At 71.9% G+C, this 26,941-nt stretch carries 22 protein-coding genes; 9 read left to right on the forward strand and 13 right to left on the reverse strand.

The genetic code is table 11. The features are described from left to right. Nucleotides 1-22: 22 nt before the first annotated feature. A complete protein-coding gene (locus ACFRAL_RS04050) occupies nt 23-2,089 on the forward strand; it encodes an FAD-dependent oxidoreductase (protein ID WP_378879996.1) in 2,067 nt (688 codons plus the stop codon). Nucleotides 2,090-2,138: 49 nt separating this feature from the next. Continuing rightward, nucleotides 2,139-3,698, forward strand: a complete 1,560-nt coding sequence (locus tag ACFRAL_RS04055; protein WP_378879998.1) for an SLC13 family permease — start codon at nt 2,139-2,141, stop codon at nt 3,696-3,698. 48 nt (nt 3,699-3,746) lie between these two features. On the opposite strand, the gene ACFRAL_RS04060 is transcribed toward ACFRAL_RS04055, so the two are convergent. Further along, nucleotides 3,747-4,781, reverse strand: coding sequence for an SDR family NAD(P)-dependent oxidoreductase (locus tag ACFRAL_RS04060; RefSeq protein ID WP_378880001.1), 1,035 nt, complete (start codon nt 4,779-4,781; stop codon nt 3,747-3,749). A 102-nt stretch (nt 4,782-4,883) separates the two neighbouring features. Here ACFRAL_RS04060 and ACFRAL_RS04065 point away from each other — a divergent pair, with 102 nt between their 5' ends. Next, on the forward strand, nt 4,884-5,459 hold the full coding sequence (locus tag ACFRAL_RS04065) for a TetR/AcrR family transcriptional regulator (RefSeq protein ID WP_378880004.1): 576 nt from the start codon (nt 4,884-4,886) through the stop codon (nt 5,457-5,459). Nucleotides 5,460-5,479: 20 nt separating this feature from the next. Beyond that, nucleotides 5,480-5,797 (forward strand): ATP-dependent DNA ligase, encoded by a 318-nt coding sequence (locus ACFRAL_RS04070; RefSeq protein ID WP_336393659.1) that lies wholly within the window; start codon nt 5,480-5,482, stop codon nt 5,795-5,797. A gap of 12 nt (nt 5,798-5,809) precedes the next feature. Here ACFRAL_RS04070 and ACFRAL_RS04075 read toward each other — a convergent pair whose 3' ends face one another. Both ACFRAL_RS04075 and ACFRAL_RS04080 read right to left on the reverse strand, forming a co-directional pair. Beyond that, a complete protein-coding gene (locus tag ACFRAL_RS04075) occupies nt 5,810-7,225 on the reverse strand; it encodes an aspartate aminotransferase family protein (RefSeq protein ID WP_378880008.1) in 1,416 nt (471 codons plus the stop codon). A 274-nt stretch (nt 7,226-7,499) separates the two neighbouring features. Then, the gene (locus ACFRAL_RS04080) at nt 7,500-8,498 is read right to left on the reverse strand and encodes a substrate-binding domain-containing protein (protein ID WP_336393657.1); all 999 of its coding nucleotides are present in this window, start codon (nt 8,496-8,498) and stop codon (nt 7,500-7,502) included. Between the two features lie 197 nt (nt 8,499-8,695). Between ACFRAL_RS04080 and ACFRAL_RS04085 the strand changes: the two genes are divergently transcribed. The 4 genes from ACFRAL_RS04085 to ACFRAL_RS04100 are packed head-to-tail and all read left to right on the forward strand — an operon-like array spanning nt 8,696 to nt 13,180. Then, nucleotides 8,696-9,913: a Gfo/Idh/MocA family protein gene (locus ACFRAL_RS04085; protein ID WP_378880011.1), complete on the forward strand. Its 1,218-nt coding sequence runs from the start codon at nt 8,696-8,698 to the stop codon at nt 9,911-9,913. Beyond that, nucleotides 9,910-10,602: a ThuA domain-containing protein gene (locus tag ACFRAL_RS04090; RefSeq protein ID WP_336393655.1), complete on the forward strand. Its 693-nt coding sequence runs from the start codon at nt 9,910-9,912 to the stop codon at nt 10,600-10,602. The genes ACFRAL_RS04085 and ACFRAL_RS04090 overlap by 4 nt, the downstream gene beginning before the upstream one ends. Continuing rightward, nucleotides 10,599-11,678 carry a Gfo/Idh/MocA family protein gene (locus tag ACFRAL_RS04095; RefSeq protein WP_378880015.1) on the forward strand — a complete coding sequence of 360 codons (1,080 nt, stop codon included), beginning with the start codon at nt 10,599-10,601 and terminating at the stop codon, nt 11,676-11,678. Before ACFRAL_RS04090 ends, ACFRAL_RS04095 begins: the two co-directional genes overlap by 4 nt. Then, the gene (locus ACFRAL_RS04100) at nt 11,675-13,180 is read left to right on the forward strand and encodes an alpha-N-arabinofuranosidase (protein ID WP_378880018.1); all 1,506 of its coding nucleotides are present in this window, start codon (nt 11,675-11,677) and stop codon (nt 13,178-13,180) included. Before ACFRAL_RS04095 ends, ACFRAL_RS04100 begins: the two co-directional genes overlap by 4 nt. A gap of 384 nt (nt 13,181-13,564) precedes the next feature. Here ACFRAL_RS04100 and ACFRAL_RS04105 read toward each other — a convergent pair whose 3' ends face one another. From ACFRAL_RS04105 to ACFRAL_RS04120, 4 genes are read right to left on the reverse strand one after another with little or no spacing between them, the layout of a single operon-like run. Then, nucleotides 13,565-15,868: a glycoside hydrolase family 3 N-terminal domain-containing protein gene (locus tag ACFRAL_RS04105; protein WP_378880020.1), complete on the reverse strand. Its 2,304-nt coding sequence runs from the start codon at nt 15,866-15,868 to the stop codon at nt 13,565-13,567. Then, entirely contained in the window at nt 15,865-16,743 is an 879-nt protein-coding gene (locus ACFRAL_RS04110; RefSeq protein ID WP_336395010.1) for a carbohydrate ABC transporter permease, read from the reverse strand. Before ACFRAL_RS04110 ends, ACFRAL_RS04105 begins: the two co-directional genes overlap by 4 nt. Nucleotides 16,744-16,757: 14 nt before the next feature. Beyond that, complete coding sequence (locus ACFRAL_RS04115; protein ID WP_378880023.1) at nt 16,758-17,756, reverse strand: carbohydrate ABC transporter permease; 999 nt, start codon at nt 17,754-17,756, stop codon at nt 16,758-16,760. A 17-nt stretch (nt 17,757-17,773) separates the two neighbouring features. Then, nucleotides 17,774-19,063, reverse strand: a complete 1,290-nt coding sequence (locus ACFRAL_RS04120) for an extracellular solute-binding protein (RefSeq protein WP_336393651.1) — start codon at nt 19,061-19,063, stop codon at nt 17,774-17,776. Between the two features lie 173 nt (nt 19,064-19,236). Between ACFRAL_RS04120 and ACFRAL_RS04125 the strand changes: the two genes are divergently transcribed. Beyond that, nucleotides 19,237-20,232 carry a LacI family DNA-binding transcriptional regulator gene (locus ACFRAL_RS04125; protein WP_336393650.1) on the forward strand — a complete coding sequence of 332 codons (996 nt, stop codon included), beginning with the start codon at nt 19,237-19,239 and terminating at the stop codon, nt 20,230-20,232. A 9-nt stretch (nt 20,233-20,241) separates the two neighbouring features. Here the strand turns inward: ACFRAL_RS04125 and ACFRAL_RS04130 are convergent, their stop codons facing one another. From ACFRAL_RS04130 to ACFRAL_RS04155, 6 genes are all read right to left on the reverse strand, one after another. Then, nucleotides 20,242-21,405 carry an ROK family protein gene (locus ACFRAL_RS04130; protein ID WP_378880027.1) on the reverse strand — a complete coding sequence of 388 codons (1,164 nt, stop codon included), beginning with the start codon at nt 21,403-21,405 and terminating at the stop codon, nt 20,242-20,244. Between the two features lie 33 nt (nt 21,406-21,438). Then, nucleotides 21,439-21,789, reverse strand: a complete 351-nt coding sequence (locus tag ACFRAL_RS04135; protein ID WP_378880030.1) for a hypothetical protein — start codon at nt 21,787-21,789, stop codon at nt 21,439-21,441. 197 nt (nt 21,790-21,986) lie between these two features. After that, the gene (locus ACFRAL_RS04140; protein WP_378880033.1) at nt 21,987-22,994 is read right to left on the reverse strand and encodes a LacI family DNA-binding transcriptional regulator; all 1,008 of its coding nucleotides are present in this window, start codon (nt 22,992-22,994) and stop codon (nt 21,987-21,989) included. 107 nt (nt 22,995-23,101) lie between these two features. After that, nucleotides 23,102-24,340, reverse strand: a complete 1,239-nt coding sequence (gene manD / locus ACFRAL_RS04145; protein WP_336393646.1) for a D-mannonate dehydratase ManD — start codon at nt 24,338-24,340, stop codon at nt 23,102-23,104. Between the two features lie 30 nt (nt 24,341-24,370). Beyond that, on the reverse strand, nt 24,371-25,693 hold the full coding sequence (locus tag ACFRAL_RS04150; RefSeq protein WP_378880036.1) for a mannitol dehydrogenase family protein: 1,323 nt from the start codon (nt 25,691-25,693) through the stop codon (nt 24,371-24,373). Beyond that, complete coding sequence (locus ACFRAL_RS04155; protein ID WP_378880039.1) at nt 25,690-26,697, reverse strand: acetylxylan esterase; 1,008 nt, start codon at nt 26,695-26,697, stop codon at nt 25,690-25,692. The genes ACFRAL_RS04150 and ACFRAL_RS04155 overlap by 4 nt, the downstream gene beginning before the upstream one ends. Nucleotides 26,698-26,941 lie beyond the last annotated feature (244 nt).

Here is a 26,941-nt window from a genome sequence, read left to right on the forward strand (position 1 = left end):
GGCGGCGACGTAGGCTCGGAGGATGACCGCGAGTCCCGGCATCCGCTCCTCCGTCCTCGCCGAGCCGCTGCGGATCGGGGCCGTGACGGTGCCCAACCGCATCATGCAGACGGCGCACTCGAAGCAGTACTCCGACCGCGTCGAGTCCGACCGCGAGACGGCGTACTACGTGCGGCGGGCGCAGGGCGGGTGCGGGCTCTTCGTCGCCGGCAACCACTTCGTGCACCCCACCGGGTCGATCCGCGGGTTCGAGGACGCCTACCGCCCCGAGAGCGTCGCGGCATCCAAGAAGATGACGGATGCCGTCCACGAGGCCGGCGCGAAGATCTTCGTGCAGCTCAACCACCACGGCGCGCAGGCGCAGCCCGACGGTCCGGACGGCCCGCGGGCGGTGTACGCCCCGTCGCGACTGCTCTCGCCGTCGACCGCGCACGCCACGCGCGAGATGGACCACGACGACATCGCGGCCTTCGTCGACGGCTGGGCGCTGTCGGCGGAGCACGCCCGCGACGGCGGGTTCGACGGCGTCGAGATCCACATGGCGCACGGCTATCTGCTGCACCAGTTCCTCTCGCCCCTCTACAACGCGCGCGGCGACGAGTACGGCGGCGACATCGAGGGGCGCACCCGCTTCCCGCGCGAAGTGCTGCGCGCGGTGCGCGCGCGGGTCGGCGACGACTTCACCGTCGGCATCCGGATCGTCGCGAACGAGTTCCACCCCGACGGCGTCGACGGCGCGGGAATGCGCGAGGTCATCGACCGGCTCCGCGCGGAGGCCCGCATCGACTTCCTCGACCTCGCCGGCGGCGGGTACCACAACGTCCACTACGTCTTCCCGTCGTCGCCGATGCCTTACGCCTGGCTGCGCGACGACGTCGCCGCCGTCAAGGCCGCGAACCCCGACGTTCCGGTCTTCGGGGTCGGCGCCGCGCGCACGGTCGAGGAGGCCGAGGAAGTCGTCAACTCGGGCATCGCCGACATGGTGGCGCTCACCCGCGCGCAGATCGCCGACCCCGACCTCGGCCGCAAGCTCATCGGACCCGGGACCGCGCACGGACCGGGGCCCGCCGGCGTCGCGGAGCCCGGCATCCGTCACTGCATCCGGCTGAACCAGGGATGCCTCGGCCGCGGCAGTCGCGGCCTGGCCATGTCGTGCACCGTGAACCCGCTTGCGGGGCGCGAGCTCGAGCGGGGCGCGCGGCCCCGGGTGGCGACCGCGCAGCGGTGGGTCGTGGTCGGCGGAGGACCGGCGGGCATGCGCGCCGCCGTCGAGCTCGCGACCGACGGCCACGCCGTGACGCTCATCGAGCGCTCCGGCGAGCTCGGCGGCCAGCTGCGGCTCGCTCGCCGCGTGCCGGGGCGCGAGAGCGTCGGGCTGCTCGTCGACGATCTGGAGCGCGACCTCGCCGCCGCCGGCGTCGAGGTGCGGCTCGGCGTCGAGGCGACGACCGAGTCGCTGCGCGGACTCGGCGCCGACGGCATCGTCGTCGCGACCGGCGCCGTCGCCCCCGCGTCGACGTCGCTCGCGCTCGGGGGTGCCTACGCGGGCGGCTTCCCGGCGGCGGGCACGATCGACGCGTTCGCCGCGGTGTCCCGCACCGCCGGCGCCGAGACCGGTGCCCGGCCGCTCGGGCGGAGGATCGCGGTCGTCGACGCCGACGGGACCGCGTATGCCGCCGGCATCGTCCTGACGCTCCTGCCGCACGTCGACGAGCTCGAGCTCGTCACGCCGTTCGAGACCGTGTTCCCCCATATCGGCGCCGGCTACGACCGTCCGCTGCTGCTCGAGCGTCTGGGCGCCCATGGCGGCTTCCGCCGGCGCACCGCCCACCGCGTCGAGGGGGTCGCGGCCGGTGCGGTCCGGGTGAGCGATGCGCTGACCGGCGTCGCCGACACGATCGGGGCGCTCGAGGCCGTCGTGGCGATCGAGCCGCGCGCGTCGGTCACGATCCCCGGCGGGATGACGGATGCCGCGCCCCGCGTCCTCACGATCGGCGACGCGTTCGCGCCCCGCACGATCGACGCCGCGGTGTTCGACGCCGTCGAGCTCGCCTACGACGTCGCCGGCCTGGCACGCCTCCGCGGCTGACGTCCGGACCCGTCGGGGCCCCAGGGGGCGCGATGGCTACGCTGGGCGCGTGGACCCCGTAGCCGCGACCCTCGTCATCCTGGCGCTGGCGGTCGTCGCCTTCGTGAGCAACCGCGTGCCGATCGGCGTCGTGGCGATCGGGGTGGCGCTCGCGCTGTTCTTCACCGGAGTCCTGACGCTCCCCGAGGCGCTGGCCGGATTCGGCGATCCGACGGTGCTGTTCATCGCGGCGCTGTTCGTCGTGAGCGAGGCGCTCGACGCGACGGGCGTGACGGCGTGGGCCGGCCAGCTGGTGATCGGCCGGGCCGGCAGCGGGCGCCGGTCGCTGGTCGTGGTGATCTCCCTCCTCGTGGCAGCGGTGACCGCGCTCATCAGCATCAACGGCGCGGTCGCGGCGCTGCTGCCGCTCGTCGTCGTGGTCGCCGCGCGGGCCGGGGTGCCGTCGTCGAAGCTGCTCATGCCGCTCGCGTTCGCGGCATCCGCAGGCTCCCTGCTCCTCCTCACCGGCACACCCGTGAACATCCTGGTGTCGGAGCTCGCCGCCGACGCGGGCGGGCGCGAGTTCGGGTTCTTCGAGTTCGCGCTCGTCGGCATCCCCGTGCTGCTCGGGACGGTCGTCATCCTGCTCCTCGGCGGCCGTCTGCTGCCCGAGCGTCCCGGCGCGCTCATGCCCGTCGACCTCGCCCGGCACGCGCGCGTGCTACGCAAGCAGTACTCCCTCACCCTCGACACGGGCACGCTGCTCGGCCCCGACAGCGGGGTGACGGAGGTCGTCGTCGCGCCACGCTCGCCGCTCATCGGGCAGCGCGTGTACGCGGGGATGACGACGCCCGACGGCGACCTGGTCGTCCTCGCCGGACGCCGCGGTGACGAGCACCTCACCGGCACCGGGTTCGTCCTGCAGGCGGGCGACGCCCTGCTGCTGCAGGGCACGTGGGCCGACCTCTCGCGGCGGGCGCGCCAGCCCGGCGTGCTGGCCGTCGACGACCCGGCCCTGCTGCGCCGGTCGGTGCCGCTCGGCGCGGGCGCCAAGCGCGCGCTCGGCATCCTGATCGCCATGATCGTGCTGCTCGCGACGGGTCTCATTCCCGCCGCGGTCGCCGCGCTGCTCGCGGCGTGCGCCCTCGTGCTCACCCGCACCGTGAGCGTCCCGCAGGCCTACCACGCGATCTCGTGGACGACCGTCGTGCTCATCGCCGGGATGATCCCGCTGTCGACCGCCTTCATCAACACCGGCACCGCCGAGCTCGTCGCCGGGTGGATGCTGGCGCTGCTGGGCGACGCCGGCCCTCACCTGGCGCTGCTCGCGCTCGGGCTGCTGACGGTCGTGCTGGGGCAGCTCATCAGCAACGTCGCGACGGTGCTGATCGTGGCCCCCATGGCGATCGCCGTCGCCCAGACGCTCGACGTGTCGGTGCAGCCGTTCATGATGGCGCTCGCCGTGGCCGGCGCGGCGTCGTTCCTGACCCCGATCGCGACACCGGCGAACCTCATGGTGATGGAGCCGGCCGGATACCGGTTCGGCGACTACTGGCGGCTCGGCCTGCCGCTCGTGCTGTTCTTCCTCGCGGTCGCGGTGCTCTACGTGCCGCTCATCTGGCCGTTCTGACGGCGCCCGCCCCACGACCGGGGGCGGGCGCCGTCCACCGGCCGGAGGTCAGGCCGCCGACCAGCCGCCGTCGCTGGCGAGGTTCTGGCCGTTGACGTTGACGCCGTCGTCGCTCAGCAGGAACGTGATCGACGCGGCGAGGCGGTCGGCGGTCACCGGCGGCGGCATGATCGCCATGCCGGCGCGCACGCGGTCGGCGCCGAGGGGCGAGTTGAAGGCGGCCTCGATGTTGGTGATCACCGGGCCCGGTGCGACGGCGTTGACACGGATCCCGCTGGGGCCGTACATGAACGCGCTGGACTTGGTCAGGCCGACCACCGCGTGCTTGGACGCGGTGTAGGCGGCACCGGCCGAGGAGCCGCGAAGGGATGCCTCCGACGAGGTGTTCACGATCGAGCCGCTGCCCTGCGCGAGCATCGTGGGGAGCACCGCGCGCATGAGCTTCATCGTGCCCGTGACGTTGACCCGGAACACGCGGTCCCACACGGCGTCGGTGACCTCGCCGACCGGTGTCATGTCGTCCATGATCCCGGCGATGTTGGCGAGGGCGTCGATGCGGTCGCCGGCGGCCTCGACGATGCGGGCGACGCCCTGATCGTCGGTGATGTCGGCGGTGAGCGCCACCACGTCCGCGCCGGGATGCGCCGCGACGAACTCGTCCAGACGCTCCTGGCTCACGTCGACGGCGATCACGCGGCCGCTCTCGCGCGCGACGCGCGAAGCGGTCGCGCGGCCGATGCCGGATCCGGCGCCGGTGACGATGACGGTCTGACCGGTGAAGCGGCCCGACGTGATCTTCTCGGCCCACTCCGCGGCCGGCGCGTCGCCGGGGTCGGCGTCCGCCTCGGCCGCGATGCCGTCCGGGTTCACCTGGGCGACCAGGGCGTCCAGTGCGGCCTGGGGGAAGGCGCCGCCGCTCATCGCGACGAGGTTGCGGATCGGGAGGCCCGCCACGGGGGCGAGGGCGTCGGTGCTCTGGCCGCCCTGGGAGAGGAGGCCGCGCAGTGCGGGGCCGCCGGCCGGGTGGTCGAGCCACGCCTGAATGGTGGACGCTCCGGTGAGGAGCGCGGTGTCGGTGGTCATGAGTTCTTCCCTTTCTGCCGGCAGCGGGTCGTCCGGGATGCGGGTGCGGGACCTTCGGGGCGGCTCCTACCGGACATCTATGTCCGGTACTAGGCTACACCCGTGCCCCGCACAGCAGTCCCCGATTCGACTCCCCGCCGCAATCGCGGGCCGGCCGCGGCCGCCGACAACCGGCGCGCCCTCATCGCCGCAGCCCGCGAGGTCTACGCCGAGGGCGGCCTCGGCGCGCCGTTCAGCGCCGTTGCCAAGCGCGCCGGAGTCGGCCAGGGGAGCCTGTACCGTCATTTCCCCGACCGCACGGCGCTCGCGGTCGCCGTCTTCGAAGACAACGTGCGCGAGCTCGAGGAGTACTCGGCGGCGTCCGACCGGACGATCGAGGACCTGCTCGATCGCGTCGTCGATCAGGCCGTGGGCTCGACCGCGCTGATCCAGCTGGTCACGGCGGATCCCGCCGACGGGCGGGTCGCGGCGATGGGTGAGCGGTTCCGCGTGCTCGTCGACCGCCTGCTGACACGCGACCGGGCGGCGGGGCGCGTCGGCTCGCACATCGAGGCGGAGGACGTCACGCTCGCGGCGGGGATGCTCGCCACCGAGCTGGCGCGGGCCGACCCGGCGCAGCGACCGGCGGTCGCGCGGCGTGCGCGGGCCCTTTTCGCCGCGGCGTTCGCCCCGCGATGAGGACCCAGTAGGCTCCTGCCATGGGTAGGTTCATCTACGACACGAACGCGAACGCGGTCGACATCGAGGACCGCACTCTCGCCCATCTCCGCATCGTCATGATGAACAAGCTGCGGCGCTCCGAGCCCTTCATGTTCGACGTCGAGATCGGGGACGGGAGCGGCCGTCGCAGCTTCTGGATCCATCCGTCGGTGCCGCTGCAGTTCCACTTCTTCGGCGGCCGCCAGCCCCGCATCAACCGGCGCTGGGTCGAGGAGCTCATGCGGACCGCGAGCGGCCCGAACGGGCTCACCGTCATCCCCGAGCCCGACGAATCCGAGTCCGACTCCGACGACTGAGCCCGCCAGGCATCACAGGCGCGTCCACGCCTCCGTCAGCACGCTGCGCAGGATCTGCTCGATCTGATCGAACTCGGCCGGGCCGACCGTCAGCGGCGGCGCGAGCTGGATGACGGGGTCGCCGCGGTCGTCCGCGCGGCAGTACAGCCCGGCGTCGAACAGCGCCTTGGACAGGAACCCGCGCAGCAGCCGCTCGGACTCGTCGTCGTCGAAGGTCTCCTTCGTCGCCTTGTCCTTGACCAGCTCGATGCCGAAGAAGTAGCCGTCGCCGCGGACGTCTCCGACGATCGGCAGATCGGTGAGCTTCTCGAGGGTCGAGCGGAACAGCGGCGAGTTCTCGCGCACGTGCTCGTTGAGGCCCTCCTCCTCGAAGATGTCGAGATTCTCCAAGGCCACCGCCGCCGAGACCGGATGGCCGCCGAAGGTGTAGCCGTGGTAGAACGCGCGGTCTCCGTGCGCGAACGGCTCGTAGATGCGGTCGCTCACGATGGTGGCGCCGATGGGCGAGTAGCCGCTGGTCATCGCCTTGGCGCACGTGATCATGTCGGGCACGTAGCCGTAGGCGTCGCAGGCGAACATGTGGCCGATGCGTCCGAACGCGCAGATGACCTCGTCCGACACCAGGAGCACGTCGTACTTGTCGCAGATCTGGCGCACGCGCTGGAAGTATCCGGGAGGCGGCGGGAAGCAGCCGCCGGAGTTCTGGACGGGCTCGAGGAACACGGCGGCGACGGTGTCGGGGCCCTCGAACAGGATCATCTCCTCGATGCGGTCGGCCGCCCACACGCCGAACGCCTCGAGGTCGTCGGCGGGCGCGCCCATGTCGGCGGCGCGGTAGAAGTTGGTGTTCGGCACGCGGAAGCCGCCGGGCGTGACCGGCTCGAACATCTCCTTCATCGCCGGGATGCCGGTGATCGCGAGCGCGCCCTGCGGCGTGCCGTGGTAGGCCACCGAGCGGGAGATCACCTTGTGCTTGGTGGGCTTGCCCTGGATCTTCCAGTAGTACTTGGCGAGCTTGAACGCCGTCTCGACCGCCTCTCCGCCGCCGGTCGAGAAGAACACCTTGTTCAGATCGCCGGGCGCGTAGCCGGCGAGGCGGTCGGCGAGCTCGATCGCGGCGGGGTGGGCGTAGGACCAGATCGGGAAGAACGCCAGCTCCTCGGCCTGCTTGGCGGCCACCTCGGCGAGGCGGCGGCGGCCGTGGCCCGCGGCCACGACGAACAGGCCCGCCAGACCGTCGATGTACTGCTTGCCCTGCGAGTCCCAGATGTGGTGGCCCTCGCCCTTGACGATGATGGGCACGCCGGGGCCGTCGGTCATGACGGACTGGCGGGCGAAGTGCATCCACAGGTGGTCTTTCGCCATCTGCTGCAGCTCCGCGTCGCTGCGGGCTGGGCGTCGGGTCACGGACTGCGCGGTGGTGGACATGGGAGAGCCCTTCCGTCGGAGGTTCTCCCACGCTACTCGCGTGCCCCACGGGCCCGGAGGGGACGTTTCGTCCGGTTCGGATGCCGCGGCCGTCGGTCCGTCCGGATGCCGTGCGCCGCGGCATCCGCTCTTCTCTGTGGTTCGGGTCTTCACCCCGTCGCGCCACAGGTCAACCGCGGCTCCACAGGAGGTTGGAACGGTTCAACCTCCTGCGGAAGCGCGGTTGACCTGTCGGGATCGGGTCGGGCGCGGAGTCCGGTGACCCCGGGAGCGCTCAGGTCGAGCCGCGCTCGATGAGGCGGGTGGGAAGAAGGATCGGTCCAGGCGGCAGGGTCGCGCCCGCGGCGGCCTCGGTGAGCGCGGTGACGGCCGCCGCCGCCATCTCGCGGATGGGCTGGCGCACGGTGGTGAGCGGCGGCGTGAGCCAGCGGGCGCCGCGCAGGTCGTCGAACCCGACGACGAGCACGTCGTCGGGGATGCGCCGCCCGGTCGCCGCGGCTGCGGAGTACACGCCCGCCGCCATCTCGTCGGAGCATGCGAATACCCCCAGCCGCTCTCCAGGCCGGAGGCCGCGCAGGACGGGCAGCGCGGCCTCGCGCGCCGCCGCTCCGCCCCAGTCGGCCTGCACCGCGACGAGGTCGGCGTCGGGGCGGACCAGGCGCAGCGCCTCGCGGAAGCCGGTGTTCCGTGCACGGCCGTAGCGGTACGGCGGCGACCCCAGCACCACCGCGAACCGGGTGGCGCCGCGTTCGGCCAGGTGCATCGCCGCTGCCGCACCGCCCTCCCTGTCGGTCGTGCGAACGCTCGTAAGACCCCGCGACGTCTCGGCCTGCGGATCCATCAGCACGACCGGGATCTCGGCGTCGTTCAGCGCCGCCAGCTGCGACGCCGTCGGCGAGATGAGTCCCAGCACCACGCCGGCCGAACCGCGCCGGCGGATGCGCATCGGCCAGTCGTCGTCGGGGGTGTCGCGCTCCTCGGTCAGCACGAGGTCGTAGCCGGCGGCGGCCGCGGCGCTGCGGGCGCCGGCGGTGACCTCGTCGGAGTAGGCGTTGTGGAACCAGCCGAGCACCAGGTCGACCAGGCGCGCGGATCCCGGCGGCCGCCCGCCGACGGCGGGGTCACGCGCGTAGCCGAGCGTGCGGGCCGTCGCCAGCACCCGACGTCGAGTGGCAGGGGCCAGGTCGCCGCGACCGGACAGTGCGCGGGATGCCGTCGCCACGCTGACCCCGGCCGCCGCCGCCACGGCCGCCAGGCTCACGCGCGCCGACACCGGATGCCTCCGCTCGACGCTTCCTCGTGAGACGTCACCGGGCCGCCGCGACCGCGGGTGAACCCCACGGTCTCGGCGATCGGATGACGTCTCACGGCCATCGCACCACCTTTGCGCACGGTCGAGGTTTTGCGCAACATTGTCGCGACGCCGACCGGGCGATGGCATCGTCTGTGGCTGGAAAGGGCACACACCCGATGACGACGACGACATCACCGCTGCGGATCGCACTGATCGGCACCGGCTTCATGGGCCGCATGCACACCCACGCCTGGCGCACCGCTCCGCGCTTCTTCGACCTGCCGCTGACTCCGCAGCCGGCGCTGCTCGTCGGGCATCGCGCCGACGCCACGGCCGAGGCCGCGGCGCGGTGGGAGTGGCCGGAGCACTCGGTCGACTGGCGCGAGGCCGTCGAACGCGACGACATCGACGTGATCGACATCTGCACCCCCGGCCAGACCCACGCCGAGATCGCGCTCGCCGCGCTCGCCGCCGGAAAGCATGTGCTGTGCGAGAAGCCGCTGGCGAACTCGGTCGCCGAGGCGGAGGAGATGACGGATGCCGCAGCCCGCGCCGGTGTCGTCGCCATGTGCGGCTTCAGCTACCGCCGCACCCCCGCGCTCACCCTCGCGCGCGAGCTCATCGCGGCAGGCCGTGTCGGCGAGATCCGCCACGTCCGGGCGCAGTACCTGCAGGACTGGCTGAGCGACTCCGACGCGCCCCACACCTGGCGGCTGGACCGTGACCGGGCGGGCTCGGGCGCGTTGGGTGACATCGGCGCGCACAGCATCGACACCGCGCAATGGCTCAGCGGTCAGGACATCACGGCGGTGTCGGCGACGCTGCGCACCTTCGTGACCTCGCGGCCCCGACGCGGGGCTGTGGAAGGCCTGGGCGGCGTGGCCGCCGACACCACCGACCGGCTCCCGGTCACCGTCGACGACGCGGCGGCGTTCACCGCCCACTTCGACGGCGGAGCCCTGGGTGTCTTCGAGGCGACGCGCCTGGCGACCGGACGCCGCAACGCCAACCGCATCGAGATCAACGGCGACCGCGGCGCGATCGCGTTCGACTTCGAGCGGATGAACGAGCTCGAGGTGTACGACGCCGCCGCCGACGTCGCCCAGGGCTTCCGGCGCGTGCAGGTCACCGAGGCGCAGCATCCGTATGCCGGCGCGTGGTGGCCCGTCGGTCACGGACTCGGGTACGAGCACCTGTTCACGCACCAGGCGGTCGACTTCGTGCGCGCCGTCGCCGGTGAGATCCCCGCGTCGCCCACCTTCGCCGACGCGACCCAGGTGCAGCGCGTGCTCGCCGCGGTCGAGCAGAGCGCCGCGCACGACAGCATCCTGACGACGGTCGCCGCCGGCGCCGTCGACGCCCCCGCAAACCCCGTGGAAGGAAACCCCTCATGACCCGCACCGCCCTCGTCGTCCGCGGCGGATGGGACGGCCATCACCCGGTCGAGGCGACCGAGCTGTTCCTGCCGTTCCTCCGTGACAGCGGCTTCGACGTCTCCGTGGAGGAGAGCCCCGAGGTGTACGCGGATGCCGACCGCATGGCGGGGGTCGACCTCGTGCTGCAGTGCGTCACCATGTCGCAGGCCTCTCAGGAGGCCGTCCGCGGGCTGCGCGACGCCGTCGCCGCCGGAACCGGCCTCGCCGGCTGGCACGGCGGGATCGCCGATTCGTTCCGGGCCAGCTCCGACTACCTCCAGCTCGTCGGCGGCCAGTTCGCCACCCACCCCTCGAAGCACCCCGACGAGGTGCACGGGGACCAGAGCGACAACTACCTCGAGTACACCGTCGAGCTCACCGACCTCGGCCGCACCCACGAGATCACCGCTGGCCTGGACGACTTCGTCCTGACGACGGAGCAGTACTGGGTGCTCCACGACGACCTCATCGACGTGCTGGCGACCACCACGCATCCGGTGCAGCCGTACCACCCCTGGCACCGCCCCATCACCTCGCCCGCGGTGTGGACGCGCGAGTGGGGACAGGGGCGCGTCTTCGTCGCGACGCCGGGTCACAGCGTCGACGTGCTGCAGGATGCCAACGTCCGCACGATCATCGAGCGGGGGCTGCTGTGGGCGGCGCGGTGACCGGGGTCGGCATCGTCGGGCTGGGCGTCATCTCGCGCCAGTACCTCGACACCCTCAAGGGCGTCTCGAGCGTGCGCATCGTCGCGGTGGCGGACCTCGACACGGCCAGGGCCGATGCGGTCGCCGAGACCATCCCCGGCGCGCGCGTGCTGACCACGGACCAGCTCGTCGCGGACCCCGAGGTCGACGCGGTCCTCAACCTCACGATCCCCGCCGCGCACGCCGAGGTCGCGCTCGCCGCCATCGCCCACGGCAAGGACGTCTTCGGCGAGAAGCCGCTCGCGGCGACGCTCCCCGATGCCGCGCGGGTGATGGATGCCGCGGCCGCCGCGGGCGTCCGCATCGGCGCCGCCCCCGACACGGTGCTCGGCACGGGCGTGCAGACCGCCCGTGCTGCGATCGATGAGGGTCTGATCGGCCGCCCGGTCTCGGCGTCGGCGATGTGGATCTCGGCCGGCCACGAGTCGTGGCATCCGCAGCCGGACTTCTACTATCGCGAAGGCGGCGGCCCGCTGCTGGACATGGGGCCGTACTACGTCACGTCCCTCGTGCAGCTGCTCGGGCCGGTCGCCTCCGTCTCGGGAGCGGCGTCGCGGTCGCGCGACACGCGCGTCATCGGATCCGGCCCGCGTGCCGGGGAGTCCATCGCCGTCGACGTCGACACGCATCTCACCGGCATCCTGCACCACGCCTCCGGTGCCCTGTCGACCGTGACGATGAGCTTCGACGGGGTGCGGTCGACGGCGGCGCCCATCGAGGTGCACGGCGTCGACGGCTCGCTCCTGGTGCCCGACCCGAACATGTTCACCGGCGCAGTGCAGCTGCACCCCCGCGGCGGGGAGTGGCAGACGCTGCAGCCGTCGGCCGGATACGCCGACGGGGGTCGCGGCATCGGGCTCATCGACTTCGCCGCCGGCCACGCGCGCGCGAGCGGGGCGATGGCCCACCACGTGCTCGAGATCATGACGGCGCTCGCCGCCTCCGCCGCCTCGGGCGCGCGCGAACCGCTGCACACGACCGTCGAGCGCCCCTCCCTCGTTCCCCTCACCCCTGCAGACACCTGGAGAAGCCTGTGACCACGGCCCGCGCCGTCATCGACCTCGACGTCCCCGGCGACGTCATCAGCCGCCACCTCTACGGCCACTTCGCCGAGCACCTCGGCCGCTGCATCTACGGCGGCTTCTGGGTCGGCGAGGATTCCGAGATCCCGAACGTGCGCGGCATCCGCTCGGACGTCGTCGAGGCGCTCCGAGCGCTCGGCATCCCGAATCTCCGCTGGCCCGGAGGCTGCTTCGCCGACGAGTACCACTGGCGCGACGGCATCGGTCCCCGCGAGAGCCGCCCGCAGATGGTGAACACCCACTGGGGCGACATCGTCGAGAACAACCACTTCGGCACGCACGAGTTCATGGACCTCTGCGAGATGCTCGGCGCCGACGCCTATGTCAACGGCAACGTCGGCAGCGGCACGGTGCGCGAGATGAGCGAGTGGGTCGAGTACCTCACGCGCGACGGCGACAGCCCGATGGCGCGCCTGCGTCGCGAGAACGGCCGAGACGAGCCGTGGAAGGTGCCGTTCTGGGGCATCGGGAACGAGGCGTGGGGCTGCGGCGGCAACATGACCGCCGAGCAGTACGCGCTGGAGGCACGCCGCTACGGCACCTTCTGCCGCAACCACGGCGGCAACGAGCTCTACCGCATCGCAGCCGGCGCGTCGGACGACGACATCACCTGGACGCGGGCCCTCATGGAGTCGCTCGGATGCCTCACCTGCGGCTCCAACCCGTCCCCGGTGTTCCAGGGCGTGTCGTTCCACTACTACGCGCACGCCGGAGCGGGCATCAACACCGAGTCGGCGACGGAGTTCGACGCCGAGCAGTACTACGGCACCATGCGCAAGGCGATCGATGTCGAGCGCGTCATCCGCCGGCACGAGGCGGTGATGGACTCGTACGATCCCGACCGCAAGGTCGGCCTGATCCTCGACGAGTGGGGCACGTGGTGGAACGTCGAGCCGGGCACCAACCCCGGGTTCCTCTTCCAGCAGAACACCGTGCGCGACGCGCTCGTGGCCGCCGTGCACTTCGACGCCTTCCACCGGCACGCCGGGCGCCTGAAGATGGCGAACATCGCGCAGACGCTCAACGTGCTGCAGGCGATGATCCTCACCGACGACTCCGGTGCGATGGTGCTGACCCCGACCTACCACGTGTTCGAGATGAACCGCGGCCACCACGACGCCACGGCGCTGAGCGCCCACGTGCTGTCGTCGCCGTCGGCGTCCGAGGGCGTCCCCGGACTGTCGGTCTCGGCCTCGACCACCGAGGGCGCGGCGCTGGTGTCGCTGTCGAACCTCTCGCTCGACGAGACGCTCGACGTGCGCGTCGACCTGCGCGGGCGCGCCGCGACGGTGCGCCGCGCGCGGGTGCTGACCGGGACGGATGCCGCCGCCCACAACACGCCCGAGACGCCCGACGCCGTCGCGCCGGCGCCGCTGGAGACGTCGCTCGACGGCGGCGTGCTGTCGGTGTCGCTGCCGCCGCACGCGTTCGCGACGGTGGAGCTCGACCTGGCGTAGCCGGCGCGGAGACGAAGGAGGCCCGCGGCGCATCGCCGCGGGCCTCCTCGCGTCCGAAGCAGCGGGCCGGCGGGTGGGCGGCATCCCCTCGTCCGCTTCCGTTCGACAGGTCAACCGCGCTTCCGCCGGAGGTTGGATCGGTTCACTCTCCTGTGGAGGGCCGGTTGACCTGTGGAACGGGCACGAAGGCGCCCCGCGGCGACCGGGGAGCAAGCTCGCGCCTGGGATGACGGCATCCCCTGGCTCCCTTCCGTTCGACAGGTCAACCGCGCTTCCGCAGGAGGTTGGATCGGTTCAACCTCCTGTGGAGGGCCGGTTGACCTGTGGAACGGGCACGAAGAGGGCCCCGCGGCGCGATGCCGTGGGGCCCTCTTCGTGCGGTTCTCAGCGGGCGGCGAGGGCGTCTGCGCCGGTACGGACCGTCGCCATCGCCACCCTCGGGTCGGCCGCCGTGACGACGTGCACCTCGCCGGTCAGCTCGACCTGTACCTCGGCGCCGCGCCGGGCGCACGAGGGGCCGACCCAGAGCTCGATCTCGCCCGGCTCGACGATGCGGCGGCCGTCACGTCCGGTGAACGCGAGGCGCGTGGCCGGCACGGCGAAGCTCACCGACACCGACTCGCCCGGCTCCAGCGGCACCCGCTGGTACGCCAGCAGTTGCGCGACCGGACGCGTGACCGATGCGACCCGGTGCCGCGCATACAGCTGGACGACATCCGCTCCCGGCCGGTCGCCGGTGTTGGTGACGACGACCGACACCTCCAGGATGCCGTCGGTCGCGGCATCCGTCGCCGTCAGCGCTCCGCGCTCGAACGTCGTGTACGTCAGGCCGTGGCCGAAGGGCAGGGCCGGGGTGTTGTCGGCGCTCGTGATCTCGGTGGGGCCGCCCAGGACCGGGTGCAGGTACGTGTACGGCTGTGCGCCCGCCGACCGGGGGAGCGACACCGGCAGGCGCCCCGACGGCGCGGTGCGGCCGGAGAGGATCCCCGCGATCGCGGGGCCGCCCTCCTCGCCCGGGAAGAAGGCCTGCAGGACCGCGCTCGCGGCGCCCGGTCCTTCGAGCATCCAGCCGATGGCGTACGGGCGTCCCGAGACCACCACGACGGTCGTCGGCGTGCCCGTGGCGATCACGGCCTCGACGAGGCGGCGCTGTGCGCCGGGCAGCTCGAGGTCGTCGACGTCGTTGCCCTCGCCCACCGTGCCACGGCCGAACAGGCCGGCACGATCGCCGACGACGACGATCGCGACGTCGGCGGCGGCCGCCGCCTCAGCGGCCGCGGCGATCCGGCTCGTGTCGGGGTCCTCGACGTCGCAGCCGCGTTCGACCACGAGGTCCGCTCCCGCGAACTCGCCGCGCAGCGCCTCGGCGATGGTCGGCATCTCGAAGCCGAGCGGAGTGCCCGGGTGGTGCGCGAGCACGTGGTTCGCGAAGGAGTAGCACCCCATGAGCGATTCGGCCGAGTCGGCGTTGGGGCCGATCAGCGCGATCCGCCCGGGAGCCGAGAGCGGCAGCACGCCGTCGTTGGTCAGCAGGACGACGGATTCCTCGGCCGCCCGCCGCGCCAGGGCGCGCAGCGCGGGATCGTCGAGGTCGATCTCGGTGGGCGGCGTCTCGAAGTCGGCGTCGAGCAGGCCGAGCCGCTCCTTCTGGGCGAGCACGCGCAGCACGGCGCGGTCGACGAGCTCCACCTCTTCGGGATGGGCGGCGAGCCGGGCGCGCAGCGGTGCTGCGAACGCGTCCGCGGTGGGCAGCTCGACGTCGATGCCGGCGCGGAGGGCCAGCACCGCCGCCTCGCCGAGATCGGCGGCGACGCCGTGCAGCGAGTGCAGGAACGCGACCGAGAAGTAGTCGGCGACCACGGTGCCCTCGAAGCCCCACTCCTCCCGCAGCAGCTCTGTGAGCAGCGTCGGGTCGGAGGCGACGGGGACACCGTCGATCTCGGCGTACGAGTTCATGACCGACTGCACGCCGCCGTCGCGGATGGCCATCTCGAAGGGCGGCAGCACGACGTCCTGCAGGCGGCGTCGGCCCATCTGGACGGGGGCGTGGTTGCGACCGGCCTGCGAGGCCGAGTACCCGGCGAAGTGCTTGAGGGTCGCATCGACACCGGCCGACTGCAGCCCGCGCACGTAAGCGGTGCCGATGGTGCCGACGACGTAGGGATCCTCGGCGATGCACTCGTCGACGCGGCCCCAGCGGGGGTCGGTGACGACGTCGAGCACCGGGGCGAGGCCCTGGTGGATCCCCAGCGCCGCCATGGACCGGCCGATCGCCGCCCCGAGCTCCTCGGTCAGCTCGGGATCGAAGGCCGCGCCCCACGCCAGCGGCGTCGGGAACGTCGCGGCCTTCCACGCCGCGAGCCCGGTCAGGCACTCCTCGTGCACGATGGCTGGAATGCCCAGGCGGGTCTGGGTACGCAGACGCCGCTGCTCCGCCCAGAGCCATTCGGCGCGCGCGACCGGGTCCACGGGCCGCGTGCCGTACACGCGGGTGAGGTGGCCCAGGCCGTGGGTCGTCGCCTCCTCGTACGGGCCGGTGTTGCCGCGCTCGCCGGCCATCGGGGCGACGACCTCGCCGCCCTTGTCGACCCAGTAGCCGACGAGCTGCGCGAGCTTCTCGTCCAGCGTCATCTGCGCATGGAGGGACTGCACCCGCGGCGAGACCGCGGGCATCACGACGTCGCTCATCCCTTGACCGCCCCCGTCAGGCCGCCGACGATCCGCCGCTCGAAGAGGCTGAAGAACACCAGCGCGGGCAGCATCGACAGCGACGTGAACGCGAGCACCTTCGCCGTGTCGACGGAGTACTGCGACGAGAAGGCCTGGACACCGAGCGGGAGGGTGAACTGCGCCTCGTCGTTCAGGATGAACAGCGGCAGCAGGTAGCCGTTCCAGCTTCCGATGAAGGCGAGGATGGCCACGGTGATGACACCGGGCACCGCCAGGGGGAGCACCATCCGCCAGAAGAACGACAGGCGACCGCAGCCGTCGATGTACGCGGCCTCCTGGATCTCGTCGGGGATCGCCCTCAGGAACGGGACCAGGATGATGATCGTCGTCGGCAGTGCGAACGCGATCTGCGGCAGGATGACCCCCGGCAGCGAGTTCATGAGCCCGAGGTTGCGCACCACGATGTACAGCGGCGTGATCGCCACCGTGATCGGGAACATCAGGCCCGCGGCGAACAGCGCGTACAGCGCTCCCCGCCCGGCGAAGGTGTACCGGGCGATGACGTAGCTGGCCATGAGCCCGAGCGCCACCGCACCCGCGGTCGTCGCGAGGGCGACGATCGTCGAGTTCAGCACCTCGTTCCAGAACAGCCCGCTGGTCAGGACCTCGACATAGTTCTGCGGGTTCCAGCTCACAGGCAGGCCCGACGGGTCGACGGTGATCTCGGAGTTGCTGCGGAAGCCGCCGATGATGATGTACAGCACCGGCCCGAGCATCAGCGCGATGATGACCAGGGCGACGAAGTACACCGCCGGGCTTCCCCAGGGGAGCTTGTTGACGTCGCGGCGGCGGGCGGGCACCGTGTCGCGGATCGTGATGGTCCGGGTGCTCATCGAGTCCGTGGAGCTCACTTGACGCCCCTCTCTGTGATGGCCCCCGCGGTGTCACGGCGCAGGATCGTGCGCTGGTAGATCAGGGCGACCACCAGCGAGATGACGAAGATGACGACGGCCACGGCGCTGCCGTACCCGAAATTGCCGGAGTTCCGTCCGGTCGCGACCATGTAGATCGCCATGGTGTTGGTTCCCGCCACGGACGACACGTACTGACCCCAGATGATGTACACCAGGTCGAAGAGCTGCAGCGCGCCGATGATCGAGAGGAACGCCCAGATGCGCAGCGTCGGGCCCAGGAGCGGCAGGGTGATGGTCCGCTGGATCTGCCAGTAGGACGCGCCGTCGATCGCAGCGGCCTCGTACAGCTCCTGGGGGATCCCCTGGAGCCCGGCGAGGAAGAGGATGACGGCGAACCCGATGTACTTCCAGGTGAGGATCGCCATGAGCGTCCAGATCGCGATGCTCGGGTCGGCGAGCCAGTCCTGCGCCAGCCCGTCGAGCCCGATCTTCTCGAGGAAGCCGTTCAGCGCTCCGTTCGTGGCCAGCATGAGGCTGAACCCGGTGCCGACGATGACCTCGGCGATCACGTAGGGGACGAAGATGAGGACGCGGATCACGGACTGACCTCGCATCCTGCGGTTGAGCAGCAGCGCCAGCAGGATCGCGACCGGGCCCTGGATCACCAGCGACGCGACGACGATGAAGAAGTTGTGCCCGAGTGCCTGCTGGAAGATCGGGTCGGTGAAGATCGTGACGTAGTTCTGCAGGCCGATGAACTCGGTCGCCGGGCCGAAGCCGGACCAGCGGAAGAAACCGTAGTACGCGGCCATGATGACCGGGAAGATCACGAAGCCGACGAAGAAGATCAGCGCCGGCCCCACCAGGATCATGACTTCGAGGCGGCCGGCCCAGCCCAGGCCTCGCGGGCGTCGGCGGCCTCGCGGCACCGACGGGGGCGGCGTGGTGCCGCCCCCGTCGTGCTCTGCAAGGCCGCGAGCGTCGGATGACATCTCGCGGGTAGACACGATCAGCCCTGCTTGCCTGCCGCGTTGACCGCGTCGACGAGCTGCTGCGGGTCGCTGTTGCCGGCGAGCATGTCGACGACCGCCACGTTGAGCGCGTTGCCGACATTCTGGCCGAGCACGGTGTCGAGCCACTGCGAGACGAACGGAGCGCTGTTGTACGCCTCGAGGATCTGCTGCAGGTACGGCTCGGTGACGGCTTCCTGCGCCACGGTGTTGACCGGCGGCGAGTTGAATGCCTTGTAGTAGGCGGTCTGCTGCTCGGCGCTGGCGACGAAGTTCAGGAAGTCCGCACACTCCTCCGGGGCGTCGACCGAGCACGAGTAGCCGTCGACGCCGCCCATCATCGAGCCCGGCTCACCCTCGCCGCCCGAGATCTCGGGGAACGGGAACCACGCGAGGTCGGGGAGCGGCTTCTCGTCGGGCGTCAGGGAGGCGATCACGCCCGGGTCCCACGCGCCCATGAGCTCCATCGCGGCCTTGCGGTTGGCGATGAGGCCGGCCGAGCTGCCCGCGCCCTGCTGGGGCTCGGTGGTGAGGAATCCGTCGTTGAAGGGGTCGATCGCCGCGAAGTCCTCGAGGTCCTCGCCGGCGCGCAGCCAGCACTCGTCGCTGAAGTCCTTCGTGTCGCCCGTCTCCTCGATGACCTCCGGGCTGCACTCCCGGATCGCGAAGAAGTAGTACCAGTGCGCGGCCGGCCACGCGGCCTTCGCGCCGAGGGCGATGGGCTCGATGCCCGTCTCCTTGAGGCTGGCCACCGCGTCCTTGAGGTCGTCGATGGTCTCGGGGGTCTCGGTGATGCCGGCGTTGTCGAAGGCGTCCTGGCTGTAGAAGAAGCCACCGGGCAGCACGGACAGGGGCATCGCCCACACCTTGTCCTGGTAGGTCTCGGCGGCGAAGGAGCCCTCCGGGATCTCGGCCTTGATGTCGTCCGAGATGAGGTCGGTGAGGTCCATCAGCTGGCCGGCGTTGACCATCGCGGTCATCTTGCCGCCGCCGCGCTGGAGGAAGATGTCCGGCGCGTCGCCGGCGTTCAGTGCCGTCTGCAGCTTTCCGTCCATGTCCTCGTTCTGGACCGACTGCATCTTGATCGTGACGCCGGGGTTCTCTTCCTCGAACGCGGCGATCGCGTCCTTCCAGAACTGCTGGCCGGGGCCCGTGGTGGAGTTCTGCCACAGCGTCATCTCGACGCTGCCGTCGCTGTTCTCGCCGGAGCCGCCCGCACTGCAGCCGGCGAGCGCGAGCGCGCCGGCGACGAGTGCAGCCGAACCCGCGAGGATCCTGTTGCGCTTCATGTGATTCCCGTTCTCTCCTTCGAGGAGCACCTCTGCTTCGCGGTGCCTTGGTCTGCGCGATTCGGGGTCGCGCGGTCCGGAGCTCGGCCCGGACCAGAAAAGTCTGAAATGGCAACAAAAGGTTTGTCAAACGTTTTCGAAAACGGTTTCGACCACGTTATGCTTTCGAGATCATGAAGCGCCGCCCCACCATCACCGACGTCGCCGCGGCGGCGGGCGTCTCGGTGGCGACGGTGTCGAAGGCGGTCAACGGCCGTTACGGAGTGGCCAGCGAGACGGTCGACCGGGTGCTCGCCGTCGTGGCGGAGCTCGGCTACGAGTCGAGCCTCATCGCCAGCAGCATGCGCTCGCGCACGACCGGCGTCATCGGGGTCCTCGTCGCCGACTTCGAGCCGTTCAGCGCCGAGATCCTCAAGGGCGTCGGCCAGGCGCTGCGCGAGTCGCGCTACGACCTCCTGGCGTACTCGGGGTCGCGCGGAGCGGCGGACGGCTGGGAGCGCCGCTCGCTGTCGCGCCTGAGCGGGACGCTCATCGACGGCGCGATCATGGTCACCCCGACCGTGGTGAACGTGGGGGCGGAGGTGCCGCTCGTCGCGATCGACCCCCACACCGGTCCCGCCGACCTGCCGACCGTCGAATGCGACAGCTTCGGCGGGGCGCTCCAGGCGACGCGGCATCTGATCGAGCTGGGCCACTTCCGCATCGGCTTCATCGCCGGCCGCCCCGACCTGCGCTCCTCCATCGCGCGCGACGCCGGCTATCGGCGTGCGCTGACGGATGCCGGACTGCCGATCGATCCGGCACTGGTGGGCTCGGGCAGCTACCGCCAGGACGCGGTGCGCATGGCGGCGCTGGAGATGCTGCGACGACCTGACCGGCCGACGGCGATCTTCGCCGCGAACGACATCTCCGCGATGGAGATCGTCAAGGTGGCCGCCGAGCTCGGCCTCGACGTTCCCCGCGACCTCTCGATCATCGGATTCGACGATGTGCCGGAGGCCTCCAAGGTGACGCCGGCGCTGTCGACGGTGCGCCAGCCGATGCAGACGCTCGGCGCGGAGGCTGCGCGGCTGCTGCTCTCGCTCATGCAGGGCGACACCCCCGAGGTCACGCACGTGACGCTGCCGACCCGGCTCGTGCCGCGCGCCACGACAGCGCCGCCGCCCTGATCGCGGTGGTCAGCGCAGCGCGATGACGGACGGATCGCGCAGTAGTTCCGCGAACGCGGCCTCGGCCGCGCCGATCAGCAGCCGGTCCTCGGCCAGCGCGGCCGGCCGGATCTCCAGGTCCTCGCCGTTCGCCGGCATCGTCTGCGAGACGACGGCCTGCCGCAGCCCCGACGGGTCATGCTCCGCGAGCATCGCGAGGAAGCCGCCCAGCACCACGACCGCGGGGTTGAGCACGTTGACCGCGTTGGCCAGGGCGGTGGCGAGGATCCGGCGCTGACGGGCGATCTCGTCGAGCACGTCGGGTGCGTCCGAGGTGCGCAGCAGCTCGGCGAGCTCCGGCTCGTCGGCGTTGTGGCGCCCGAGCGCCGCGAGCAGGCGTGCGCGGCTCACCTCGTCCTCCAGCACGCCGTCTGCCGCCCGCCTGTCGGTGGGGGACGCGATGCCCGGACGGTTCTGGCCGAACTCGCCGGAGTACCCGGACGCGCCGCCGACCGGGATGCCCTGCACGATGAGCCCGCCGCCGATGCCGCTGGCGCCGCCGTTGAGATAGACGACGTCGTCGATGCCCCGGGCAGCCCCGAAGAGGTGCTCGGCGACCACGCCCATCGCCGCGTCGTTGCCCACGACCGCGGGGAGCCCGGTGGCGTCCTGGACCAGCTCGCGCAGCGCGACGTCCCTCCACTTCAGGTGAGGGGCGTCGCGGACGAGTCCGTCCGACCCGCGCACGAGGCCGGGCACGGCGATCCCGATGCTTGCGACGACCGATCCGGCGAGGTCGTCCCGCCGCCACGACGAGATGCGCTCGCCGATCAGCTCGGCCGTGCGCTCGGGGCTCAGCAGCTCCGTCATCTCGATGCGCTCGCGGCGGCGGACGCGGCGGTCGAGGCCGACCGCGGCGATCGACAGCGCGTCGACCTCGGGGTTGGCCGCAACGGCGATGACGCGCGGGGCGGCGGTCACCAGCGGAGACGGGCGCCCCACGCGCCGGCTGGGATCGGGTGCGCGCTCTTCCGCGACGCCGGAGGTGACCAGGTCGCCGACGAGATCGGCGATGGTGGAGCGGTTGAGGCCGGTCGCAGCCGTCAACGTGGCGCGCGAGACCGGGCCCTCGAGGTGGATGAGGCGCAGCAGACGCGAGAGATTCGCCTGGCGGCTGCCGACCGGATCGTTCATCCCCTCACTGTAGAGGCGGACGTCGGCGGGCGATCAGCCGCGGGTCGGCGCTGCGGGCTTCTCCCGCGTCTGGTCCGCGACGGCTGAGGGGCAGATCGACTGCACCGCGGCGGCGAAGTCGAGTGTCTGGAGCACCTCGAAGGCGCGGTCGTAGCGCGCGCCCTGCAGCACGACGAACACGGCGCCGACGACGTCGATGAAGCCGACGGTGGCGCCGCGCACCTTCACCTCGTAGCGGTCGACGTCGATGCGCCCCCATCGCACGGCGGAATCCCGGGGAGCGGGCGGCTCCGGCATGCGGGGCGGCAGCTCGCGGAGCGAAGGCATGGCGCGCGAGCGGAGACCGCTGCGCCGTGCGGGTGAGGACGGCCTTTCGAGGACCATGGACCGCCTCCTCTCGTCGATGAAACGATCCTGGTCCCCGCACGATTCCGGCGCATCGGGGTTGACCTTGCGGGACAGTGCCGCTAAGCGATTCCGCGAGCCGGCGACCGTCACCCCGTGTTCTACCCGAGGCGGATGAATGCCGAGCCTCCCACCGGTGAACGCCCGGGTTCGCCGGTCAGGAGTGCAGCCGGAGGTCAGGACGGATACGGCGCCGTGCTGCCGCGCACCACGAGGTGCGTCGCCAGATCCATCCGCAGGGTCTCGGGCGTGGCGCCGTCGGCGAGTCGCAGCGCGAGACGGGCCGCCTCCTCGCCCATGCGTCGCAGCGGCTGGTGCACGGTGGTGAGCTGGGGGCTGACCCACCGCGCCAGCGCGATGTCGTCGTACCCGACGATCGACAGATCGTCGGGCACCCGCAGCCCCGCCGCCGAGCCCGCGGCGATCGCGCCGAGGGCCTGCAGGTCGCTGCCGGCGAAGATCGCCGTGGGCGGGTCGGGGAGCGCCAGCAGCTCTCCCGTGTGGGCCTCGCCGCCGGCTGTGTGGAAATCGCCGAACCGGATGAGCGCGGGGTCGATGCGAAGCCCCGCCGCGTTCATCGCCGACCGGTAGCCGTCCACGCGCGCGAGCGAGCACATCATGTCTTCGGGGCCGGTGATGGCTGCGATCCGGCGGTGCCCCAGCTCGATCAGGTGGCGCGTCGCCATCAGGCCGCCCGCCCAGTTGGCCGACCCGACCGACGGGACGTCGGGGGCCGGGTCGCCGGCAGGGTCGACGATCACGAAGGGGATGCCGCGCGAGCGGAGCTTGTCGCGGTAGCGCTCGGCGAGGTCGGAGAACACCAGCACCACAGCCACCGGCCTGCGGCGCAGGACCCCGTCGATCCAGTCCGCCGCGGGGGAGTGGCGGTCGCCGCTCACGGTGAGCACGACCGAGAGCCCGGCGGCGTGCGCGATGTCCTCGACCCCCTCGATGACCTCCATCGACCAGCTCGGCTCCAGCTCGTGGAACACCAGTTCGACGAACTCGCTGCGCGGGGTCTGGCTGCGCCGGGTGTAGCCGTGCCGGGCGAGGTGCTCTTCGAGCCGGGCGCGCGTGGCAGGCGAGACGTCGGGTCTGCCGTTGAGAACCTTCGACATCGTCGCGAGGGAGACGCCCGCCTCCGCGGCGATCTCTGCCAGCGTCACGCGCGGCGGTGTCGACATGGGCGGATCCTTGCGTCGTGGTGCGCCTGTCCTGGGCGTCGTCGCCGGGACCACGTTCAGGATGCCATACCGGGTTTCGCTGGCCGGTGCGAGGGGTTCCGGCTCGCTCACCAGTCGTGGATGGTGCCGTCGGCGAGGCGGTTGTACGGGAGGTAGGCGCGGATGTAGGGGTATTTGCCGGCTTCGTCGGTGTCGAGGTCGACACCGAGTCCGGGTTCGTCGCCGGGGTGGAGGAAGCCGTCTGTCCAGGTGAAGGACTGCTGGAACACCGCGTCGGTCTTGGTGCCGTGCCGCATGTACTCCTGGATGCCGAAGTTGTGGATCGCGAGTCCGAGGTGCATGGCGGCGGCCATGCCGACGGGGGAGACGTCGGTGGGGCCGTGCATGCCGGATTTGATCTGGTACTGCGCGGCGTAGTCGAGCACCTTCTTCAGGTGGGTGATGCCGCCGGTGTGGGTGACGGCGGAGCGGACGTAGTCGATGAGCTGTTCACGGATGATCTGCTGGTAGTCCCAGACCGTGTTGAAGATCTCGCCGATCGCCAGCGGCGTGGTGGTGTGCCGGCGGACCAGGCGCAGCGCCTCCTGGTTCTCTGCGGGGGTGCAGTCTTCGAGCCAGAACAGGTCGTAGGGTTCGATGCTCTTGCCCAGCTGCGCGGCTTGGATGGGGGTGAGGCGGTGGTGGGCGTCGTGGAGCAGGGGCAGTTCCGGGCCGAACTCTTGGCGGACCGCTTCGAACACGGTGGGCACGTGCCGCAGGTAGGAGCGGGTGTCCCAGTCCTCCTCGTTGGGCAGGTCACCGCGCTGGGCGGGTTCGTGGTCGTAGCGGACACCGGTGTTGGCCTGGTAGGTCGCGTTGGAGGCGATGCCGTAGATCGACTTCAGGCCGGGCACGCCGGTCTGCACCCGGATGGCCTTGTAGCCCTGCGCCTGATGGGCGCGGATGGAGTCGAACAGCTCGGGCAGGTCCTTGCCGGACGCGTGCCCGTAGGCGAGCAGGCCGGTGCGGGACGCGCCGCCGAGCAGCTGGTACACCGGCATGCCGGCGGCCTTGCCCTTGATGTCCCACAGCGCCATGTCGACCGCGGCGATCGCGGCCATCGTGACCGGCCCGCGCCGCCAGTACGCCGACCGGTACAGGAACTGCCAGGTGTCCTCGATGCGGTGCGCGTCCCTGCCCAGCAGCAGCGGCACCACGTGCTCGCTGAGGTACGCGACCACCGCCAGCTCCCGCCCGTTCAACGTCGCATCGCCCAGCCCGGTCAGGCCGTCGTCGGTCGTGAGCTTCAACGTCACGAAATTGCGGTCCGGGCTGGTCACGATGACCTCGGCACGATCGATGATCATGTCGGTCTCCTCTTCTGTCGGTTCTACGGGTCAGTCCGCGGCGATCGCGGACGAGATGAGCTCGCGGTCGGCCGCGTTCGCTCCGGTCATCAGCCGGTCGAGCAGGCCGTCGGGGTCCCCGGCGGGAAAGGCCCCTCGCCGGGCACCCTCGGCCCAGTCGCGGATGACGGCGAGCGCACCGCCGGCGTCGTGGCCGGCGACGCGCTCGGCGGCGAGGACCGGCAGGATCCGCAGCCGCACCTTCGTCGCGGTGTCCACGGCGATCTGGCGGAGGCGGTGCGCGATCCGGCCGTTCTCGAAGCGCTCGACGAGGTCGCGCCGGTAACCGACGGTGTCGGCGCCCCCGCCGACCGCGCGTTCGGCCTCGTCCCAGAACCGGTCGAGCACCTCGCGGCACGCGGGATCGGCCATGGCGTCCGCGACCGTCTCATGGCCGCGCAGCAGGCCGCGGAACGCCAGGGCCAGGTGCCCCCCGTTCAGCACGAGGAGCTTGCGGCGCTCGAAGGGTTCGATGTCGTCGACGAATCGGGCGCCGGCGTCCTCCCAACGCGGCCGTCCCGCCGGGAAGTCGCCGGCGAGCACCCAGTCCGAGAAGGGCTCCGCCACCACGGCGGCGTCGTCGCGGAAGCCAGTCGAGGCCTCGACCGCGCGCAGGTCCTCGTCGGTGGTGTGGGGGGTGATGCGGTCGACGCTCGTCGAGACGAACGAGACGGGCCAGGACGCGGCATCCCACCCGGCTGCGGCGGCGATGTCGCGGACGGCGCGGCGCATCGTGGCGCCGTTGCCGGGCAGGTTGTCGCAGGGGACGACGGCGATCGGTCCGCCGCCGCGAGCGGCCCGCTCGGCCAGGGCGTGGGTGAGCCGGCCGACCGGTGTGCGCAGGCGTGCCGGATCACCGTCGCGCAGCGCGGTGAGGTCCGAGGCGAGGTCGGGATCGGCGGGGTCGATGAGGCCGTCGGCGCCGAGGTGGTAGCCCGCCTCCGTGACGGTGAGGGTGACGATCGCCGTCGCGGGGTGCGACACCAGCTCGACCAACCGCGCCAGGTCGCTCGCGGGCCGGGCCTCGGCGATGCTGTCGACGAAGGCGAACCGGTCGCCGTCGCGGTCCCGCTCGATGAGGGTGTACACGCCACCCTGGGCCTCGAGCTGTTCGGCGACCCGCGGACCGCGGCCGGTGAATCCCGCGATCCCCCAGCCGGCGGCGTCGCCGGCGCGCGCGGTATACCACGCCTGGTGCGTGCGGTGGAAGGCGCCGATGCCGAGGTGGACGATCCGCACCGGCGCCGCGGGGCGGGCCAGCCCCGCGGTGACGAGCCGGTCGCGGTGTAGGCGGGTGAGGGGATCGGGCGTCATGACGCCGCCTTCGCGCCCACCGGCATCCGGTCCGGCTGTCCGACGCGGTCGCGGAGCCACTCCGCCTGACGCACCCAGTGCGCCCCCTCGCCGCCCTCGTGGCCGTTCCACGGGTACGCGACCACGTCGGCGCCGGCCGCCCAGTGGTTCGCGGCCGCGAAGACGCCCGAGGGCGGCGCGACGGTGTCCATCAGGCCCGCGCCGAAGAGCGCGGGAGCCGTCGCCCGCCGTGCGAAGGCCACGCCGTCGAAGTACGACAGCGTCTGGAACACCCGCTCGGCCGAGTCGCGATGCACCGAGAGATACCGCGTGAGCTCGGCGTGCGGGTCGGCGTCGGTGAGCCCGACCACGCGGGGGAGGTCGCACAGGATCGGCGCCGAGGGGAGCGCGCCGGCGAGCCCGTCGGACAGGCCGGCGGCCGCGATCGCGATCGCTCCGCCCTGGCTGTTGCCGGTGACCGCGATGCGCTCGGGATCGACCTCCGCGACCTCGCGCAGCGCGTCGACGGCCCGCACCGCGTCGGTGAAGACGCGCCGGTAGTAGTACTCGCGCGGGTCCTCGATGCCGCGCGTGAGGAATCCCGCCGTCGCGGGCCCGGCGCCGTGCGGATCGGGCGTCTGCCCGCCGGTCCCCCAGGTCGACCCCTGGCCTCGCGTGTCGACGATGAGCTGCGCGAAACCCGCCGTCGGCCAGTGCAGCCGCTCGTGCGGGAGGCCCCGGCCGCGACCGTAGCCGACGAACTCCGCGACGGCGGGCAGCGGCTCGCGGACGCCTGCGGGCAGGATCAGCCACGCGTGCACCGGCTCGCCCGCGAATCCGGGGAAGACGACGTCCTCGACGGTCACGAGGTCGAGCGGCGACGGCGCCGGAGAGCGACGGATGCCGCTTCCCGCGGCTCGCGACGTCGCGAGCGTCTCGCGCCAGAAATCGTCGAATCCGGAGGGCTCGGGGACCTCCGGGCGGTATGCCCGCAGCTGCGGCTCGGGCAAGTCGAAGTGCGCCATCGGCGGCGGTTCTCCCTTCATCTCGAGGGGCGCCCGACTCGGCGGTCCCTCGTCGGCGCTGCCAAATGAAAACGTTGACATTGCCTTCCCCAGAGGCTACCGTCATCGTGTATCGAACGGGAAGTCGAAACTTTCTGCACGAATCGAGGCCCTTCCGAGGCTGCCGACCACCCCGCAAAGGAGCGCAGTGTCCGTCAACAGCAACGTCGTCATCGCCGACGCGATCGAGCTGCGCGAAGAGGCC

This window comes from Microbacterium sp. NPDC056736 (genome assembly GCF_042790415.1).
GTDB lineage: Bacteria > Actinomycetota > Actinomycetes > Actinomycetales > Microbacteriaceae > Microbacterium.

Bases quoted from the DNA above. Each gene is read 5' to 3' on its own strand.
- ACFRAL_RS04050 (WP_378879996.1), top strand. From the start codon at position 23: ATGACCGCGAGTCCCGGCATCCGCTCCTCCGTCCTCGCCGAGCCGCTG.
- ACFRAL_RS04060 (WP_378880001.1), bottom strand. From the start codon at position 4,781: ATGACCACCGACACCGCGCTCCTCACCGGAGCGTCCACCATTCAGGCG.
- ACFRAL_RS04070 (WP_336393659.1), top strand. From the start codon at position 5,480: ATGGGTAGGTTCATCTACGACACGAACGCGAACGCGGTCGACATCGAG.
- ACFRAL_RS04075 (WP_378880008.1), bottom strand. From the start codon at position 7,225: ATGTCCACCACCGCGCAGTCCGTGACCCGACGCCCAGCCCGCAGCGAC.
- ACFRAL_RS04085 (WP_378880011.1), top strand. From the start codon at position 8,696: ATGACGACGACGACATCACCGCTGCGGATCGCACTGATCGGCACCGGC.
- ACFRAL_RS04090 (WP_336393655.1), top strand. From the start codon at position 9,910: ATGACCCGCACCGCCCTCGTCGTCCGCGGCGGATGGGACGGCCATCAC.
- ACFRAL_RS04105 (WP_378880020.1), bottom strand. From the start codon at position 15,868: ATGAGCGACGTCGTGATGCCCGCGGTCTCGCCGCGGGTGCAGTCCCTC.
- ACFRAL_RS04110 (WP_336395010.1), bottom strand. From the start codon at position 16,743: ATGAGCACCCGGACCATCACGATCCGCGACACGGTGCCCGCCCGCCGC.
- ACFRAL_RS04115 (WP_378880023.1), bottom strand. From the start codon at position 17,756: ATGTCATCCGACGCTCGCGGCCTTGCAGAGCACGACGGGGGCGGCACC.
- ACFRAL_RS04120 (WP_336393651.1), bottom strand. From the start codon at position 19,063: ATGAAGCGCAACAGGATCCTCGCGGGTTCGGCTGCACTCGTCGCCGGC.
- ACFRAL_RS04125 (WP_336393650.1), top strand. From the start codon at position 19,237: ATGAAGCGCCGCCCCACCATCACCGACGTCGCCGCGGCGGCGGGCGTC.
- ACFRAL_RS04130 (WP_378880027.1), bottom strand. From the start codon at position 21,405: ATGAACGATCCGGTCGGCAGCCGCCAGGCGAATCTCTCGCGTCTGCTG.
- ACFRAL_RS04135 (WP_378880030.1), bottom strand. From the start codon at position 21,789: ATGGTCCTCGAAAGGCCGTCCTCACCCGCACGGCGCAGCGGTCTCCGC.
- ACFRAL_RS04140 (WP_378880033.1), bottom strand. From the start codon at position 22,994: ATGTCGACACCGCCGCGCGTGACGCTGGCAGAGATCGCCGCGGAGGCG.
- manD (WP_336393646.1), bottom strand. From the start codon at position 24,340: ATGATCATCGATCGTGCCGAGGTCATCGTGACCAGCCCGGACCGCAAT.
- ACFRAL_RS04150 (WP_378880036.1), bottom strand. From the start codon at position 25,693: ATGACGCCCGATCCCCTCACCCGCCTACACCGCGACCGGCTCGTCACC.
- ACFRAL_RS04155 (WP_378880039.1), bottom strand. From the start codon at position 26,697: ATGGCGCACTTCGACTTGCCCGAGCCGCAGCTGCGGGCATACCGCCCG.